Origin of the sequence: Thermobifida fusca YX (assembly GCF_000012405.1) — a bacterium.
Taxonomy (GTDB): Bacteria; Actinomycetota; Actinomycetes; order Streptosporangiales; family Streptosporangiaceae; genus Thermobifida; species Thermobifida fusca.
On sequence record NC_007333.1, the window covers coordinates 1,745,566 to 1,759,145 of the forward strand.

Below are 13,580 nucleotides of genomic sequence, written 5' to 3' on the forward strand. Positions count from 1 at the left end.
CCAGAGCCGTAAAATTTCCGCTCAACTACCCGTTCCCCGAAAAGCCCCATGAACCGGAACGGTTACGGCATTCCCGCATGGCGTTCTCCCAGAAAGAAACGTCCCGGTTTGTCGCATACGGTGTAACTTTGCCCCCAAGTACGGGCGTGCAGGAAGGTTGCGTGGTGGCGGAACAGACGGTCATCGACGACCGGTACGAACTGGAATCGATGCCGATCGGTGAAGGCGGAATGGGGGAGGTCTACCGCGCCCACGACCGAAGACTGGACCGCAAGGTCGCCGTCAAACTCATCCGCTTCCCCTTCGGCCAGCACGATGAGACGCTGGTGAAGCGTTTCCTCCACGAGTCGCGCATCATGGCCCGACTCGAACACCCAGGTGCACCCGCCATCCACGATGTCGGCGTCTTCGACGACCCCCGCGTCGGCTCTCGCCCGTTCATGGTGATGCAGTTCGTTGAAGGAATCTCCCTCGACTACATCATCGATGAACACGAAGACATCCCGGTCTCCTGGGTGGCATCCGCTGCCGCGCAAGTCGCCGCGGTACTCGCCGCAGCACACAAACGCGGCATCTTCCACCGCGACCTCAAACCGTCCAACCTCATGCTGTGCCACGACGGCACCATCAAAGTCCTGGACTTCGGGCTAGCGATGTTCCACGACCCGGACGTCTCACGCCTCACCCGGACTGGAACCCTCCTCGGCACCCCCTCCTACATGTCCCCCGAACAGGTCCAAGGAGCCACTCTCGGGCCGCAAAGCGACCTGTACACGCTCGGACTGGTCATGCACGAACTGCTCACCGGCCAGCGCCTGTTCGACGGGCGCACCGAGTACGAAGTCTTCCACCGCCAAGTCAACGAGCCTGCCCCGTCGGTGCGCACGACACGCCCCGAGGTGCCAGAGGAAATAGACCGGCTCGTGCTGCGCCTGCTGGAGAAACACCCCGCGGACCGGCCCGCAGACGCCGTCGAAGTATGCCGCGCCCTACTGCCGTTCACCCAGGGCGCAGGCTTCCTCCCCGGCACGGTGGCCGAAGGCAGCAACCCGATCCACCTCTACTCCGCCGTAGTCGGCTCTATGACCGACACGGTTGGCCCCACTATCCCGCGAAAGACCCGCGGCGGCCCCGTCGACTTGGACCAGGTCCGCCAAGTGGCCGTGGCGTTCGCTCACGAAGCGCGCTACAACCAAGCGGCGACACTGCTGGAAGCAGTGCTCTCCGCAGTGGTTCCCGCTCTCGCCCCAGACGACCCGCAGGTACTCACTCTGCGCGGGGAGCTTGCTGAAGTGCTGTTCAAAGACAGCGACTACCGCAAAGCAGTCCCCATATTCGCCGAACTCCACCAGGTTCTCGCGCACCACCGCGGTCCCGACGACGAACAGGTGCTGCACTACCGGCACAGAGAAGCCACTTGCCATGCCCTCATGGGACAGACCACAGAAGCGTTGCGCCTGCTCCGTGCACTGCTCGCCGACCAGCAGGCCAGCTACGGCCCCTACGACCAGCGCACCCTGAATCTGCGCCGCCAGATCGGACTCATGGAGCTCGGGGCAGGGGACACCGGGGGAGCCCGGCGTACACTCCTGGAGCTACTCGACGACCTGGAGCAGCACTACGGTCCGGACCACCCCGACACAGTGAAGGTGCGGGAAAGCCTGCAGCGGATCAGTGGATGAGCGCGGCCGCGGCGGTGCCCCTCGCAGGCACGCCCTAGCGGCGAAGCTCACGACACTTCGACCGTGATGCGCTTCTCCTCGGCCGGCCCCGCCTCCCAACCGCGGGCCAACTGCAGGTCGATATGCCACGTCCCCGGTTCTTCAGCCTGGACGCGCACCACATGCTCCCCGGGAGCACCACCGGAAAGGCTGCCCACGGGCGAGCCGCTGTCTTCTTCCAACAACAGTCCGTCCCCCAGGCTCGCCACTGACCAGACGTACCCCGTGGCGGCATTCTCCGGAAGCCGGACCACCACAGTGTCTCCCACGCGAGAGGTCACTCGCCCGCTGTCCGTCACTTGAACCTCAGCCATAACCGCACCTTACGAGCCCTCCCCCTCAAGGAACCATCCCCGCCAGCTCTACATTCGTCCTCTTTTCAGTAAGAAAAAGAAATTCATCCCGTTCACCCCTTGTGAGAAGAAACTCTCGTGTGTGGGAGCGGAGCACCGGTATTGGCCGTGCCGCACAAAGCGGAAACATGCCGGGCAAGGGCCGTGAGAACGGGCCACGGGAGGAGTGCGGGGCGGCACCGCGGTGAGCCGACGCCTGCCCCGCACACTCACCAAGGCAGTCCGCGGACCAGGGCACGACACCCCTCACTGGGAGTGCGAAACAGAGCCCGAACCGTCGGAAGGACCGCCCCGGTAGACAATCCCGCCGTAGAACGTGTGTCCCTGGAAAGCCGTCCCGGTGACATTGCCGTAGATCTGGTTGGTCACCTGGCTGGACGCTGGCTCCTCGTATTTCAACTCGTTGAGGATCACCCGCAGCTCGGCGGCCGCCTCCGGGTTGTTGCGGAGTAGACGGCGCAGCCGGTTACGCCATTCTGTGCGGGCGTCTTCGTCTGGCAGGGTCTTCTCGAGGACATCGCTGCGAGTCTGATCGAGTTCGGCTGCCACCCCCTGGTCTCCGCCGAATAGTGCGGCCACTCGGTCGTGCACTGTTGACCAAAGATCAGTGGTCATGGCCTGCACCAGCGCTGCGGCCCCGCTGGTCGCTAAAGATGTCAGTTCCTGGGAGATTTCCGTCACGTTTCCTCATCTCTGCGGCGATAGGACGAGAACTCTACGACAAAGACTCCCGAAGACCTGCCGCGGTTCCGCGCTACCCGATGACACATCTTTTCTTTTGTGCTGTTTGCTCTGCAATGTCTGCTCTGTCGTGCAAAGCAAACCATAAATGGATAATCGAGAAACGCGGTTTTTCTGAAACGTCAAAATTAGGGAAAGTGGCTTCGAAGAACGGCTCCGCTCTCTAGGTTGGATGGTGGCGCCGTTGGAAAGGCGGCGGCACAGCAGAGGATCCGGCGGTCCCGGAGGAGTGGATTGAGCACAATGAAGCACGGCGGGATAGCGGCATTCGTCGCTGCCATTGCTGCCGCCCTAAGTGCAGTGCCCGCAGCAGCAACCCGCGTCATCGCCATCAGTCTCATGGACTCCTGGGGCCGCGGGGGAATCGGCTGGGACCGCACCAGGCACACCGTCGTGCACCGCACAGCACACGGCGGACCGGAACACATGTCCACCTCGTACGTGACGGTGGCCGCCACAGAGCGGGACGGCGGCACACAGCATGCCCCAGGCAACTTCCTCACCGTCAACAACGGGGAAACCAAGGGGCGCTTCTGTTCCTCGCCCCGTCAAAGATGTGCGGGTCCGTCTCTGTTCCCGCATCTGCGCTGACACGTACTGCGCTGAATGGAGATGACCCCGGAGCGCGGCTGGACCGGTTCCTCCCCGGCCCAGCCGGGAATCGACGGCACAGGAGAGCACCGGTGCAAGGGCGTTCGTAGGGGACGAGCCCTCTACCGGGACGCCCGCAATACCCGACCACTCTCCTGCGTGGGAACCGTCCGGGAGCGGGAATGGTGTCTCGCAGGTTGCCCACAGCCGTCGAAGTGCGGGCCGGACTCTTTCCGGCCCGCACCACACATTCCGCTAGTCCTGCACAGCGTGCTGTTCTGCTTTTCCGCCCTCTGCACCGGAACCGGCAGGAGCACCGGGGGAAGGAGCCGCATGTGTCTTCGACCGTGGCGCTAGCGCGTGGAGCAGGTGGTAGCCCGCGAGGATGACGATCGTGCCCAGCGCAATGCCGCTGATCTGGAATCCGTCGGTGAAGACGAGAGAGACATTGCCGATTCCAGCGATCAATCCGGCCGCAATCGGCACCAATACCAGCGGGTCAGCGAAATTGACCTGGTTTTCCACCCAGATCTTCGCGCCGAGCAGGCCGATCATGCCGTACAGGATGACGGTGATCCCACCGATCACCCCTTGCGGGATGGCATAGACCAGGGCACCGAACTTGGGGCACAGGCCGATCAGGATCGCGATTACTGCAGCCACATAGTAGGGGGCGGTGGAGTAGACGCGGGTGATCGCCATAACCCCGATGTTTTCGGCGTAGGTCGTGGTGGGTGCGCCTCCCACCGAGGACGCCAGCGCTGTGGCCACACCGTCGGCGAAGATCGCCCGACCCATGTAGGGGTTGAGGTCGTTGCCGGTCATCTCCTGCACCGCTTTGACGTGGCCGGCGTTCTCCGCGATGAGGGCGATCACGGCGGGCAGCGCCACCAGGATGGCGGAGAGGTGGAATTCCGGGGCGTGGAACTCCGGCAGGCCGAACCAGGGAGCGTCAGCAACACCGGACAGGTCGACGCGGAAGGCGTCTTTGACGCTGCCGTCCTCCTGCGGGGTCGGGGTCATACCGAAGAGCCGGTCGAAGACCCAGGAGAGGACGAAGCCGAACACCAACCCGAGCAGAACGGTGATCCTGCTGAGGAAGCCGCGCAGCACGACCGTCGCCAGGATCACGAAGGCCATGGTGAGCAGCGCAGTCCACTGGTCGTACGGCCAGTAGGACTCGGAGACTACGGGGGCCAGGTTGAACCCGATGAGCATGACGACCCCGCCGGTGACTGCGGGTGGGAACGCGCGGACGATGGCGTTGGGGCCGAGCAGGTGGATGACGAAACCGGCGAGTGCGAGCACCACACCGGTGACGAGAACCGCTCCGGTGATCGTGGCGGGGCCGCCACCGTCGGCGGCGATGATGACGGCTGCGGCGACGAAGGAAGCGCTGCTGCCGAGATAGCTGGGGACTTTACCGTTGACGATCAGCAGGAAGAGGATGGTGCAAATCCCCGACATCATGATGGCCAGGTTGGGGTCCAGGCCCATGAGGAGGGGGAAGACGAAGGTGGCCCCGAACATAGCGACGACGTGCTGGATGCCGAGGCTGAGGGTGGTGAGTCCCGCGGACAGCCCGTTCCTGGGTCCGGTTGCTGGGGCGGGGGAGGGGACATCGGTGTCCCCTTGGGGGTTCTGATGCGAGCCGGGCTGCATACCGCCTCCCTATTGAGATGGCAAGGACAGGAGTGAGGGCTCCCGGCAGGCCTGTTCCGTGAACGGAGCAGCAAACGCCCACGAACAGGAGGTCTCTCGCGGGGGAGGTGGTGCCCCGGGGAGCGGGAGCCCAGACGCGGTGCCGCTCCGTTGCGGCAACGCGGGCGAGCTCCCGCAAGGGGAGAAGCTCACCCTCCCACAGTTCGACATGGCCGCGTGTCAGCGGGATCGCGGTGAGGTATCGACACGGTCACCCTACGGGGGATGATCGGTTGTTTTCAGTCTGTAGTCCCGGGGTGAGGAGGGCGGACAGCGCTGAGCATGAGGTTCCCCGCCAGGGGTGGGGTGGTAGGCGGTCATATCTATAAATCTACGATGTAAAGGTGGCGGTTAAGAACTATACAAACAGCAACAACTCCAAACACAAACAACAAGACCAACTCATCAAATCGCGGCAACACGTTTCTGAGCTGCTTCGATGATCTGGGTGAGCCGTGCGTGATGGGCTCCTGGCCAATAAATTTGGCGGCATTCGGTGCATTGGACAAAGGTGTCGTAGGTGGCTCGTGTGCCTGCAGGGAGCTGGTCGGCGATGTTGTCTTTGTCGACTTGGGCTAGGGGGCCGTTGCAGGTGAGGCATCGGGTCCAGGGGGCAAGCGGGGGTGCGTAGCGGTCGAGTACTTCGAAGAGCTGCTCGTCGGGGTTGCTGGCGTAGATGTGCCCGCCGGCACGCAGGTTTTTGCGGTACAGGATGCCGCGGTCGCGGGTGAGGAGGATCCGTTGCTCTTCGTTGGCCTGCTGGACGAGTGCAGGGTCGTCACGGTGGGTGTAGTAGACGGTGTCCACGCCGAGGAGGCGTAGCCGCCGGGCCAGGGTGCCGAGGTGGACGTCGAGGATGAACCGGATGGGGGAGAAAGGCACCGGTTGGGGCTTCGGGACGGTGAGTACTTCGATGAGGTCGCCGGGTTGAGGGTGCTGGGAGGGGGAGGCAGTGGTGCCGTTGATGCGCAGTTCACCGATTTCGGTGAGGGGTACGCCCAGTGATTCCACCACGTGGCTCAGGGATGCGGCCGGGTCGTGGTTGACGTGGAGGAGGTCGGTGCGGTTGCGGGGGGCGAGGAGCGGCCGCAGTGTGGGGTCAAACCGTAGCGTTATCGATGCGTGTTGCATGTTGTCAGCATGCCATTGCGTGTGGGGTGGGCGAATGGTTTGGCGGTTTTCGATTTAGCTGACCGGTGGCGGGGCTGGGGCGTGGTGAAGCGGCCGCCGTAGGCAAGGTGCTCGTCAGTTCTTGCGGCTTCGGCTGAGTAGAGCAGGGGAAGGTCGGAGTGGTCGGCGGCGGCCAGGGTGAGGGCGGCGACGTTGTCGGCGTGGGGTTTCTGTTGCGGTGGTGGGTTTGAGGTTGTGGGGGTGTCGGGAGTGCGGGACATGGGGGGTTTCTGGTTGCGGGATTTCTGAGGGTGCAGGGTTGTTGGGCTTGTGAGGGTGGGACTTGGTCTGGGTGGTCTGCCATTCACCTAATATGTTCATCATTAGAAGCATTTTTGGTGGGATGAGGAGACCTGCACCATGAGCTCCCCCGAACGGATCATTGTGGTTGACGGTGCGCGGACGCCAGTCGGCAGTTTTGGCGGCGCGTTCAAGGATGTGCCCGCCCACGAACTCGGTGCGGTGGCGGCCCGGGCAGCGCTCCAGCGGTCCGGGATCGCGGCGTCCGACATCGACGAGGTGGTCATGGGCTGCATTGGCCAGGTTGGCCCGGACGCTTACAACGCGCGGCGGGTCGCTATCGCCGCTGGGCTTCCGGAGAGTGTCCCCGCCTATACCGTCAACCGGTTGTGCGGTAGCGGTCTGCAGGCGGTGTGGTCTGGGGCGATGCAGATCCGCTGGGGTGCGGCCGACATTGTCCTGGCCGGCGGTGACGAGAACATGAGCCGGATGCCGTTCTACGATTTCGGGGCGCGTTCCGGTTATCGGCTGGGGGACCGCACGCTGGTGGACGGCACGGTGGCGATGCTGACGGACCCGTTCTCCAACGTGCACATGGGGTGCACGGCTGAGGCGGTGGCCCGAAAGTACGGGGTGAGCCGTGCTGAGCAGGATGAGTTTGCGTTGGAGTCGCAGCGTCGCGCGGCTGCTGATGCGGCGCGTGCCGCGTTCGCTGAGGAGATCACCCCGGTGGAGGTGGGGGGCCGTAAGCCGGTGGTGGTTGAGGTGGATGAGCATCCTCGGCCGGACACCACGTTGGAGGGGTTGGCGCGGCTCCGTCCGGTTTTTGAGAAGGACGGTACGGTGACGGCGGGGAACGCGTCGGGGATCAATGATGGTGCGGCCGCGTTGGTCCTGGCTCGTGAGTCGGTGGTGCGTGAGCGGGGCCTGAAGGGTCTGGCTGTGGTGGAGTCGGTGGCGACCGCGGCGATGGATCCGCAGCTGATGGGGTATGCGCCGGTGCTTGCGTTGCGCAAGCTGTTTGAGCAGACGGGGACGAGCCCGGCTGTGGTTGATGTGGTGGAGTTGAATGAGGCGTTTGCGGCGCAGGCGGTTGCGGTGATCCGGGACGCTGGTCTGGATCCGGAGAAGACCAACCCCTATGGTGGGGCGATTGCGTTGGGTCATCCGGTGGGGGCGACCGGGGCGATTCTTACGTTGCGGGTGGCCCGGGATTTGGTACGGCGTGATCTTGAGCTTGGTGTCGTCACGATGTGCATTGGTGGCGGACAGGCTTTGGCCGCTTTGTTGCGTCGGGTGTGAGTGTTCGTTCGTGGATGCGCGGGTCTGCGGTGGGGTTTGGCTGCAGGCCCGCGTTTTTGTCTGGGTGTGCGGGTCCTGCTGGGGTGGTGGGGGTGGGCATGATGGTGGGCATGGAGATTTGGGTTAATCCGGCTTGTTCGAAGTGCCGTTCCGCGTTGTCGCTGCTGGATGCCGAAGGGGTGCGCTACACGGTGCGCCGGTATTTGGAGGATCCGCCTACGGCGGCGGAGGTGGAGGAGGTGTTGGGCAAGCTCGGGTTGGAGCCGTGGGATATCACTCGGTTGGGTGAGCGGCAGGCTCGAGAGTTGGGGATGGCTGAGTGGCCGCGGACGGTGGAAGAGCGGGGGCGGTGGATTTCGGCGTTGGTGGCTCACCCGGTGTTGATTCAGCGTCCCATTATTACGGCGGAGGAGCGGGCTGTGGTGGGGCGTAGTGAGGAGGCGGTCCGCCAGATGTTAGAGGAGTAGTCCGAGAAGCTGGTGGGTGTGGATTGTGGGTCGCAGCCTTTGGGGTGTTGGTCTCCGCTGTGGGGGATGGGGTCGCCGTAGCTGAGGAGTGACCGGGGTTGGGTATCGGATATGTGGCTGCGTTTGCGGGTGGAGCGCTGGCGCTTTTCAGTCCGTGTAGTGCGCTGCTGCTGCCCTCGTTCTTCGCGTACGCTTTCCGTTCTCCGGTTCGTCTCCTCGCGCGGACCGGGGTTTTCTTTTGTGGGCTGTGTGCCACGCTGGTGCCTTTGGGGTCGGGGTCGGCGTTGGTGAGCACGCTTTTTTACGGGCACCGGGATCTGCTCATCACGGTTGCGGGTGCTGTCATCATCGCGTTCGGGGTCGTCCACGTCGTTGGTGGCGGGTGGTCGTTGCCGTTTTTTGGCCGGTGGCAGAGCCGGGTGGCGGGGCGGACGGATGTCGTGTCGGTTTTCGGGCTCGGTGCGGTCTACGGGTTGGCGGGGTTTTGTTCTGGGCCGGTGCTGGGGGCGGTCCTGACTGTTGCGGCGACTGGGACGGTTGTGCAGGGGGCCATGGTGTTGGCCTGTTATGCCCTGGGTATGGCAGCGCCGCTTTTTGTGTTGGCTGTGGTGTGGGAGCGGTGCGGTGTGGCGCGCAAGTCGTGGCTTCGAGGTCGTGCTTTTACGGTGGGGCCGCTGCAGTTGCACAGCAGCAGTGTGGTGTCCGGGGTGTTGTTCATCGCTATCGGGGTGCTGTTTGTGGTCTATGACGGGACCGCGTCGCTTTCTGGGCTTGCTGGCATGGCGTGGTGGGAGGAGGTTGCCTATCGGGCCCAGGGGCCGTTGCTGGAGTGGGATTCCCGTGTGGACGCGGGGGTTGCCGTGATCGCGGTGTTGGTCAGCGGTGTCCTTCTGCTGCGGGCTTGGGTCCGTGGGAAGGAGAAGGAGTCGGGGGGAAGTCGGAGGCTGCGCCGCTGATGTGTGCTGCAGGGTGCGGTCGAGGGCGGGTGGGAGCGGTGTCCGGGGGCGGTGGGGGCGTCGTGGGGCGGGTGGATGGGTGGGTGAGATGGCGGAGAGGGTGTGGTTCCGCTTCCATCGCGGGGGTGGTCGACTGGGGGCAGGTCGGCTGTCTGTGGTTGTACGGTCCCTTTCAGGGTTGGGCGGTGCATGCGGCCAGCCTTGTGGCGGAGGCGTTGGCGGCCTGTCGTGGTGGTGCGCCCGTCATGCTGCTGCGGCTGGTCGAGGCGATGCGTGGAGTGGAGGGTGAGCCAGGTCGTGGGTGAGGTGCGTGGCGAGTCGGGCCGCGGGTGGGGGCGCGGTTACGTGGTGGTGGCGGTTGTGCTGCTGCTGGTTGCGGTCGCTGCTGGGGTGTGGGTTGGCTGGGGTGGGAGGGGAGCAGAGTCGGATTCCCGGCCGGGAGATGGGGCGGTGGCGGGGAGTGCGTCTCCGCCGGTGGTGGCGGGGCCGGTGCCTCCGCAGGTGGATCCGGAGCTGGTTTTGGGGCGCAGCGATGCTCCGGTGACCATGGTGGTGTTCAGCGACTACCAGTGTCCGTACTGTGCGAGGTTTGCGTTAGAGCAGCAGCCGGTGCTGGTGGAGCGTTACGTGGAGACCGGGCAGGTGCGTCTGGTTTGGCGGGACTATCCGTATTTGGGGGAGGAGTCGGTGCGGGCGGCGGTTGCGGCCCGCGCGGCTGGACGCCAAGGCCGTTATTGGGACTACCACGAGGCTTTGTATGAGTCCTCGGAGGTGTGGCGTGCTGCGGGGGCGTCCCGGGAGAGCCTGGTGGAGGTGGCTGCCACGATCGGGTTGGATACGGACCAGTTCGCTGTTGATTTGGCGGATCCGGTGTTGCGGGAGGCGGTCGAGGAGGATTTTGCTTTTGCGCTCGGTTTGGGAGTGCCGGGTACTCCAGCGTTCCTCATCGACGGGGAGGCGTTTTTCGGGGCGCAGCCGGTGGAGAGGTTTGCGGAGCGTCTCGATGAGGCGCTGGGGAAGCGGGGCTAGTCGGGGTGGCTTCACCGTTCCTCGTTGTTGCCGAAGGAACGGCCGGTGTTGAGGTGGGTTTCGTAGTCGTCGAGCAGGTCGTCGAGGTTGCGGTGTTGGGCTTGGGCCAGGGCGGTGAGGCTGGCCAGCGCGAGTCGTGCGAGCGCGGTGGTGAGCATGAGGAGTCCTTCGTGTCCGTGGTCGGCGGCACGGTCGTAGCGGAGTCGGATGACTTCGTCGGAGGGCGCTCGGGCGGCGAGCCGGTCGGCGCCTAGGGCCTCAGCCATGTCGGCGTCGGCGTCTCCGACGCGGATCGCGCGCACGATGTCGAACGCGGCGCGTTCAGCTTCGGAGTAGCGGTACCGCATGTCGAATCCTTACCGAAGTGTGCTTGCAATTGTGGTCCTAGTGGGATACTTCCCGGACATTGCGGGTGCATCCGTAGCGGGGCGTGTGGTTTGTCTGGCATTAGTCCAGGAGTGTGCCACGGGCGGGTGAGGTGGGGGTCGGGTTGGTCGTGGCGTGGCGGGGTGTTGTTGTGGTGTCATGCCGGGTCGTGCGGTGAGGGCGCCGAGGGGCGGGGAGGGCCGGGGCGGTTGGTCTTTCCGGGCCACCGAAGGGTGAGGTGGGGTGGTGGCGGGTCTGCTTCTCCCCTTTTTTTGGGCCGTCGGCAGCCTACTGGGCGGTGTGGGGTTCTTCAACGGCGCCGGGGTGGGGCTAGTGGGTGGGGCGTTCCGCTGCTGATTCTGTGTGCGGTACTCCGGGTGTCCTGTGTGGCTCGCAAAGCTCTTGTCCGGGTTGAAGGGTGTCGGGGAGCAGGGTTATGGACACCGGTGCCGCGGTGTCCGAAAATCCTGTCGGACCGTCAAACCTCGCACGTACACCGCTGTGACCTGGGGAAACGTGGAGGGGTGGTGTCCGAAACCCTTTCCGTGGGGGTGTGGGCGGGGCGGGGTGGGAGGGTGGGGACCGAAATTCGGGTCCGGCTTGAGCGGTAGGGCTTGGCAGAATCGGCGGCATGTCGACGCGGGAGCTCATTGTTTTGGGGACGTCCAGCGCGGTCCCCACCAAGCGGCGCGCCCACAACGGGTACTTTCTGCGGTGGGATGGGCACGGCATCCTGTTCGACCCGGGGGAAGGCACCCAGCGGCAGATGCGGTATGCGGGAATCTCGGCGCATGACATCACCCGCGTGTGTGTGACGCACTTCCACGGTGACCACAGCCTGGGCTTGCCGGGGGTCATCCAGCGGATTGCTCGGGACGGGGTCACCCACCCGGTGCGGGTGGCCTACCCTGCGGCGGGCCAAGAGTATTGGGAGCGGCTGCGTTATGCCACCTCGTTTGTGGACACTGAGGTCATTGAAGCGCAGCCGCTGGCCGGTGACGAGGTGGTCGTCTCCGGTGAGGACGAGTTCACGGTGACCGCGCTGCCGTTGGACCATTCGATCCCCACTTACGGGTACCGGATTGCTGAACCGGATCGGGTGCACATGCTCGCTGACCGGCTCGCGGCGCGGGGGATCCGCGGGCCAGCGGTCGGCAGGCTGAAAGCTGAAGGGTTCCTCATTGACGCTGCGGGGAACCGGGTGGAGCTTGCTGACTACAGTGTGGTGCGGCCCGGGCAGGTGTTCGCGTTTGTCATGGACACGGGGGTGTGCGACACCGCGGTTCGGTTGGCGGAGCGGGCTGATCTGCTGGTGATCGAGGCGACGTTTCTGAACGCTGAAGCGGAGCTGGCTGCCCGCTACCGGCATTTGACTGCTGGTCAGGCGGGGATGATCGCTGCGCAGGCCGGGGTGCGGCGTCTGGTGCTCACTCATTTCTCTGAACGCTACGGCCGTGAAGAGGAGGACCGGTTTATTGCTGAGGCGGCCGCCTGTTTTTCTGGGGAGATTGTGCTGGCCCAGGATGTGATGCGGGTGGCGGTGCCGTCTCGCCGGTCGGAGGGTGGCGGAACCGTGGCGGGTGCTTGACCAGGGTGGATCATGGCGGGTAGACACGGGTGCGGCCCTGGACAGCGGGGGTGGGTCGGGTGCGGGGCCGGCAGACCAGTGGTTGGTGGAACGCAAGGGGCAATGCGTGACAGGTCGATTCGTGGGGTTGAAGCCTGCCGTGGGGGTGGCTGCGGCGGCCGGGGTTGTGGCGGCTGTGGGTGTTGGGGTGGTTGTGGCGGTTCACGGAGACGAGGGTGGGGGGTCGGCGGATGTGGGGGTGGTAAGCCCGCTGCCGCGGCATGCCCCCGCGGCCGGGGTGGAGGCGGGTGGGGAGGCGGCCCGCGCCAGGCAGCAGCGGGCGGTGGCTGAAGGGGTGCGGAGTCGCACGGTGGAGGTGGCGGCATCCCGCCTTCCCGAACACCCCGATGCGGGGCAATCTGGACAGTGTTTGGCCTCAATGTATGGGGATCCGCAGCCGACCGCGTCCGGGGAGATCTTCGATCCCACACAGTTGACCGCGGCACACCCCACTTTGCCGTTTCACACCATGGTGGAAGTCACCAACACGGCTACCGGGCGGAGCGTGACCGTGCGGATCAACGACCGGGGCCCTTATGTGGCGGGGCGGTGTCTGGATTTGAGCACTGCAGCGTTTTCCGCGATCGCTTCCCTCGACCAGGGGGTGGTCCGCGTGTCGTGGCGGGTCGTGGGCTGAATTCCTGTACCGCCATCACCACCAAGATCACTGGTAAAGGCCGGGATGTGGGGCGTGTAACGGGTGCGGTACGTGGTAGACGCGTCCACCGCGGGCCCGCAGTGGGCTGCCCGCAGCTCAAGGATTCTTTCGGCACCGAACAGGAAGGTGATCGCGATGGCGCTTCCCGTGACCCGCCGTCGGGAACGGCTGATTCCCACCCAGTGGGGCGCGTTCCCCGAGTTTGAGGAACTCTACGACCGGATGGGGCGGCTGTTGGAGTCCGCGTTCGGTGAGCCGATCATCTCTCCCACCACGTGGACACCGTTTGCGGACCTGTTGGAAGACGACAAGTCCTACATTGTGGAAGCTGAAGTCCCGGGGATGTCCAAGGACGACATCAACATTCAGGTCAGCGGGAACGAGCTGATCATCTCCGGGAAGGTGGAGGAGCAAGAAAAAGAAGGGGTGCGCGCCCACCGGCGGATGCGCCGCTACGGGGAGTTCGAATACCGCACGGTGCTGCCCGGGGAGATCGACGCTGAAGGGGTGCGCGCCAAACTCGACAACGGTGTGCTGACGGTGACCGCTCCGAAGAGTGCGCATGAGCGGCCCCGCCACGTCGCCATCGAAAGCTGACCTGTTCTCGCCAGGGCTGTCGCGTTCCTCCTGTCGTGGGGACGGCGACAGCCCTGTTCGT

General features: G+C 65.0%; 14 protein-coding genes. 9 read left to right on the forward strand and 5 right to left on the reverse strand.

Features of this window, described 5'->3' with window-relative positions:
• The first annotated feature begins 164 nt into the window (after window positions 1-164).
• Complete coding sequence (locus tag TFU_RS07495) at window positions 165-1,682, forward strand: serine/threonine-protein kinase (protein WP_011291945.1); 1,518 nt, start codon at window positions 165-167, stop codon at window positions 1,680-1,682.
• Window positions 1,683-1,729: 47 nt separating this feature from the next.
• Here TFU_RS07495 and TFU_RS07500 read toward each other — a convergent pair whose 3' ends face one another.
• Window positions 1,730-2,035: a protease inhibitor I42 family protein gene (locus TFU_RS07500; RefSeq protein ID WP_011291946.1), complete on the reverse strand. Its 306-nt coding sequence runs from the start codon at window positions 2,033-2,035 to the stop codon at window positions 1,730-1,732.
• A gap of 285 nt (window positions 2,036-2,320) precedes the next feature.
• A complete protein-coding gene (locus TFU_RS07505) occupies window positions 2,321-2,755 on the reverse strand; it encodes a hypothetical protein (protein WP_155983539.1) in 435 nt (144 codons plus the stop codon).
• A gap of 294 nt (window positions 2,756-3,049) precedes the next feature.
• On the opposite strand from TFU_RS07505, the gene TFU_RS07510 reads away from it, so the two are divergent.
• A complete protein-coding gene (locus TFU_RS07510) occupies window positions 3,050-3,406 on the forward strand; it encodes a hypothetical protein (protein WP_011291948.1) in 357 nt (118 codons plus the stop codon).
• Window positions 3,407-3,661: 255 nt separating this feature from the next.
• On the opposite strand, the gene TFU_RS07515 is transcribed toward TFU_RS07510, so the two are convergent.
• Window positions 3,662-5,068: a uracil-xanthine permease family protein gene (locus TFU_RS07515; RefSeq protein WP_011291949.1), complete on the reverse strand. Its 1,407-nt coding sequence runs from the start codon at window positions 5,066-5,068 to the stop codon at window positions 3,662-3,664.
• 444 nt (window positions 5,069-5,512) lie between these two features.
• On the reverse strand, window positions 5,513-6,238 hold the full coding sequence (locus TFU_RS07520; RefSeq protein WP_011291950.1) for a Mut7-C RNAse domain-containing protein: 726 nt from the start codon (window positions 6,236-6,238) through the stop codon (window positions 5,513-5,515).
• Window positions 6,239-6,637: 399 nt separating this feature from the next.
• Here TFU_RS07520 and TFU_RS07525 point away from each other — a divergent pair, with 399 nt between their 5' ends.
• The 4 genes from TFU_RS07525 (at window position 6,638) to TFU_RS07545 (ending at window position 10,271) form a co-directional block, all read left to right on the forward strand.
• Entirely contained in the window at window positions 6,638-7,819 is a 1,182-nt protein-coding gene (locus tag TFU_RS07525) for a thiolase family protein (RefSeq protein WP_011291951.1), read from the forward strand.
• A 110-nt stretch (window positions 7,820-7,929) separates the two neighbouring features.
• Complete coding sequence (locus TFU_RS07530) at window positions 7,930-8,286, forward strand: ArsC/Spx/MgsR family protein (protein ID WP_041428224.1); 357 nt, start codon at window positions 7,930-7,932, stop codon at window positions 8,284-8,286.
• A gap of 98 nt (window positions 8,287-8,384) precedes the next feature.
• Window positions 8,385-9,242, forward strand: coding sequence for a cytochrome c biogenesis CcdA family protein (locus tag TFU_RS07535; protein ID WP_011291953.1), 858 nt, complete (start codon window positions 8,385-8,387; stop codon window positions 9,240-9,242).
• Window positions 9,243-9,527: 285 nt separating this feature from the next.
• Window positions 9,528-10,271: a DsbA family protein gene (locus TFU_RS07545; protein ID WP_016188687.1), complete on the forward strand. Its 744-nt coding sequence runs from the start codon at window positions 9,528-9,530 to the stop codon at window positions 10,269-10,271.
• Window positions 10,272-10,282: 11 nt separating this feature from the next.
• On the opposite strand, the gene TFU_RS07550 is transcribed toward TFU_RS07545, so the two are convergent.
• A complete protein-coding gene (locus tag TFU_RS07550) occupies window positions 10,283-10,618 on the reverse strand; it encodes a hypothetical protein (RefSeq protein WP_011291955.1) in 336 nt (111 codons plus the stop codon).
• Window positions 10,619-11,268: 650 nt separating this feature from the next.
• On the opposite strand from TFU_RS07550, the gene TFU_RS07555 reads away from it, so the two are divergent.
• From TFU_RS07555 to TFU_RS07565, 3 genes are all read left to right on the forward strand, one after another.
• Entirely contained in the window at window positions 11,269-12,225 is a 957-nt protein-coding gene (locus tag TFU_RS07555; protein ID WP_011291957.1) for a ribonuclease Z, read from the forward strand.
• Window positions 12,226-12,331: 106 nt separating this feature from the next.
• Complete coding sequence (locus tag TFU_RS16315) at window positions 12,332-12,901, forward strand: septal ring lytic transglycosylase RlpA family protein (RefSeq protein ID WP_255266118.1); 570 nt, start codon at window positions 12,332-12,334, stop codon at window positions 12,899-12,901.
• Between the two features lie 156 nt (window positions 12,902-13,057).
• Complete coding sequence (locus tag TFU_RS07565) at window positions 13,058-13,519, forward strand: Hsp20/alpha crystallin family protein (RefSeq protein WP_011291959.1); 462 nt, start codon at window positions 13,058-13,060, stop codon at window positions 13,517-13,519.
• The last annotated feature ends 61 nt before the right edge of the window (window positions 13,520-13,580 follow it).

What these genes read in the sequence shown, in the direction of transcription:
- TFU_RS07500 (WP_011291946.1), bottom strand. Translation starts at nt 2,035, where the DNA reads ATGGCTGAGGTTCAAGTGACGGACAGCGGGCGAGTGACCTCTCGCGTG.
- TFU_RS07515 (WP_011291949.1), bottom strand. Translation starts at nt 5,068, where the DNA reads ATGCAGCCCGGCTCGCATCAGAACCCCCAAGGGGACACCGATGTCCCC.
- TFU_RS07520 (WP_011291950.1), bottom strand. Translation starts at nt 6,238, where the DNA reads ATGCAACACGCATCGATAACGCTACGGTTTGACCCCACACTGCGGCCG.
- TFU_RS07525 (WP_011291951.1), top strand. Translation starts at nt 6,638, where the DNA reads ATGAGCTCCCCCGAACGGATCATTGTGGTTGACGGTGCGCGGACGCCA.
- TFU_RS07530 (WP_041428224.1), top strand. Translation starts at nt 7,930, where the DNA reads ATGGAGATTTGGGTTAATCCGGCTTGTTCGAAGTGCCGTTCCGCGTTG.
- TFU_RS07550 (WP_011291955.1), bottom strand. Translation starts at nt 10,618, where the DNA reads ATGCGGTACCGCTACTCCGAAGCTGAACGCGCCGCGTTCGACATCGTG.
- TFU_RS07555 (WP_011291957.1), top strand. Translation starts at nt 11,269, where the DNA reads ATGTCGACGCGGGAGCTCATTGTTTTGGGGACGTCCAGCGCGGTCCCC.
- TFU_RS07565 (WP_011291959.1), top strand. Translation starts at nt 13,058, where the DNA reads ATGGCGCTTCCCGTGACCCGCCGTCGGGAACGGCTGATTCCCACCCAG.